The organism is Methanocalculus sp., from assembly GCF_029762515.1.
Taxonomy (GTDB): Archaea; Halobacteriota; Methanomicrobia; order Methanomicrobiales; family Methanocorpusculaceae; genus Methanocalculus.
In genome coordinates this window covers 1-2,946 of the sequence record NZ_JARVGN010000301.1, presented here as the reverse complement: position 1 = coordinate 2,946, position 2,946 = coordinate 1, and the positions used below count along the sequence as shown (strand labels likewise).

3 protein-coding genes are annotated in these 2,946 nt (G+C 52.0%); 1 reads left to right on the top strand and 2 read right to left on the bottom strand.

The genetic code is table 11. The features are described from left to right. Positions 1 to 210 precede the first annotated feature (210 nt). On the bottom strand, positions 211 to 1,941 hold the full coding sequence (locus tag QCH34_RS09995) for an AMP-binding protein (protein ID WP_300333594.1): 1,731 nt from the start codon (positions 1,939 to 1,941) through the stop codon (positions 211 to 213). Positions 1,942 to 2,165: 224 nt separating this feature from the next. On the opposite strand from QCH34_RS09995, the gene QCH34_RS09990 reads away from it, so the two are divergent. After that, positions 2,166 to 2,720, top strand: a complete 555-nt coding sequence (locus tag QCH34_RS09990) for a TATA-box-binding protein (RefSeq protein WP_300333590.1) — start codon at positions 2,166 to 2,168, stop codon at positions 2,718 to 2,720. A 22-nt stretch (positions 2,721 to 2,742) separates the two neighbouring features. Here QCH34_RS09990 and QCH34_RS09985 read toward each other — a convergent pair. Beyond that, positions 2,743 to 2,946 (bottom strand): hypothetical protein (locus QCH34_RS09985; protein ID WP_300333585.1); only part of this gene is annotated, 204 nt, incomplete at its 5' end.

Sequence of the window (2,946 nt, the reverse complement as noted above, 5' to 3'; positions counted from 1 at the left end):
CTCGGCAACCCTCGCTCCTGTGCTCTTACCTCTTTGACGTCATCGGGTATAAATATGCCCACTTTCGATCGGAAATAGGCGATGAAAGACATTGAAAGATGGTGAAAAAGGTGAAAGATATGGAAAGATGGGGAAAGAGAATAAGAGATGATCAAAAAAGGGCTATTGCCTTCCCCCTCTTTCTCTTCCCCGCCTTACTCCCTCTTATCCCTACTTCTTCCTGATCGTCTCTTCACCCTGATCGGCGGCCTTCGCCATCTCGCGCTCCCTGAGCTCGGATCGGCGGATCTTGCCTGAGATCGTCTTTGGGAGCTCGTCCACAAACTCGACTGCACGCGGGTACTTGTAGGGGGCTGTCGTCTCCTTGACGTGGTTCTGAATCTCCTTCACGAGCTTCTCAGACGGCTTCACATCCTTATGGAGGACGATGAATGCCTTCACAATAACCCCCCTGATCTGATCCGGGGTGCCGACGACCGCGGCCTCCTGGACAGCCGGGTGCTCGAGGATCGCAGACTCCACCTCAAAGGGGCCGATCCGGTATCCTGAGCTCTTGATCACATCATCATCGCGGCCCACAAACCAGAGATATCCGTCCTCATCCTTGTACGCCTTGTCTCCGGTATAGTAGAACCCATCCGAAAAAGACTCGGCATTTGCCTCGGGGTTGTCAAGGTACTCGCGGAAGAGCCCGACCGGCCGGGGATTGAGGGAGATGGCGATCCTCCCCTCATCTCCGTCCGCTACCGGCTGCCCGTCATCATCATGCAGCTGGATATCCCAGCCGGGTGCAGGTTTCCCCATGGAACCGGGCTTGAGTTTCATACCGGGGAAGGTCCCGATACAGCAGACCGTCTCGGTCTGGCCGTATCCCTCGTAGATATCAAGGCAGGTCCCATCTTTCCAGATGCGGATCACCTCGGGGTTCAGCGGCTCGCCCGCAGAACAGCAGTGGCGGAGCTCGGAGAAATCAAACTTCCTGAGATCGGCGATGATCAGCATCCGGTAGATTGTGGGGGGGCAGCAGAACGTGGTGATCCCATACTTCTCGATTAAGGGGAGGAGCTCGGTTGCCTTGAATCTGCCCCGGATATCATAGACAAAGATTGCCGATCCGCAGACCCACTGGCCGAAGTACTTCCCCCATGCTGCCTTTGCCCAGCCCGTATCAGAGACGGTGAAGTGGAGATCGTTCTCCCGGAGATCATGCCAGAAACGGGCGGTGATGATATGCCCAAGAGCATAGCTCTGTTCATGGATGACCATCTTCGCATCCCCTGTTGTGCCTGAGGTGAAGAAGATCAGCATCGGATCGGTCGGGAGGGTTCTCCTGAGGCTTCTGAAATGAACGAGTTTGCGTGCCACCGGTGCCGGGTAATTCAGCTCAAAAGGATAGCTGATCCAGCCGGGACGGTTCCCGTCAACCACCATCTTCTGGGCGAGCGAAGGACAATTATCGGAGAGCTCATCACATTTCGGGGCATTTTCAGAATCTGTGATTATCATCTTGAAGTCGCCCGCATTTATCCGGTAGATGAGATCCTTTGTCGTCAGCATCGTCGGGGCAGGTGCAAAGACCGCACCAAGTTTCATCAGTGCAAGGGTCAGGATCCAGAACTCGGGGATTCGCGGGAGCATCACAAAGACACGATCTCCTTTGTTAATCCCGAATTTCAGAAGGATATTTGCCGCCTCATTTGAGAGCGTCTTCATATCCCAGAAACTGTACTTCTTCTCCTCGCCCTTCTGGTTCGTCCAGATCAGCGCAAGCTTATTCCTGTCTTTTTCTGCCCACGCATCGACGACATCGAATGCGAAATTAAAGTACTCTGGCACATGAATAGCAAAATCAGACGTTGCCTGAGCATATTCTGGCAGGTTTCGTGTCCAGTCGGTGACCGTCTGCCTGCCCTCTGTAGTATTGCCAACACCTTCCGTCATAAAAACGGCTAAATTTGATTTTCTATCCATATATGGAAATCGATCTGAATCTCTGAGAGGAGGGGGCGGGCAGTGCCTTCCCATCTCCCGTGCACAGGTTCTATGCGTGCTTTGTCTCATCATGTAAAAATGCCCGCATACAGGGCGGCAGAAGACGATGGAAGAATGAATGCCATAAAGCTTCTCCGTCATCATTATGGTCTGACACCTTTAAATGTACGAGGATGGCAGATCAACAGTACGACTCATTAAAGATCGAAAATATCGTGGCTTCCGGTGTCATCGCCGACTCCATCGATCTTCTGGCAATTTCCGAGCATATTGAGGGGTGCGAGCTGAATACGAAGCGGTTCCCTGGAGCGGTATACCGGATTAAGGATCCGAAGATGGCATCACTCATCTTCTCATCCGGAAAAGTCGTGCTCACCGGGATCAAGAATGAAAGCGATCTTGGCCGGGGCCTTGAGCTGATTATTGCATCACTTAAGGGTGCAGGTATCACCACGCATGAGGTTCCAGATGTCAACGTCACCAATATCGTCTGTTCATATGATATGGGCAAGCCAATCAACCTCAATAAAGTTGTTATCACTTTGCAGCTTGAGAACATCGAGTATGAACCCGAACAGTTCCCGGGTCTCGTCTACAGGATAGCAGATCCAAAAATTGTTGCTCTCCTCTTCTCATCCGGAAAAGTCATCCTCACGGGTGGAAAGAACCTCCAGGATGTCAGGGCGGGTCTTGAAGTCCTTGAACAGCACCTTGCGGATATCCTCTGATTTTATTTTTTTTCCTGAATTATTACCAGAACCGGTGGGTTGTGATATACTTCCTCTCGGCTTTTAGGATCTCTTTATAGAATCCATCTCCTTTTGCATGGGTAGCCAGGATTCTGGATGCGGCATCGGGACCAACCCCACGTCCGGCAAGGGCGATGATGGCAGTCTTCCCGCTGGAGAGGACCATGTTTGCGGATCTGAGCATTTTTTTCTCAACCTCCTTCTC

Coding starts and splice junctions, on each gene's coding strand:
- QCH34_RS09995 (WP_300333594.1), bottom strand. CDS start 1,941: ATGACGGAAGGTGTTGGCAATACTACAGAGGGCAGGCAGACGGTCACC.
- QCH34_RS09990 (WP_300333590.1), top strand. CDS start 2,166: ATGGCAGATCAACAGTACGACTCATTAAAGATCGAAAATATCGTGGCT.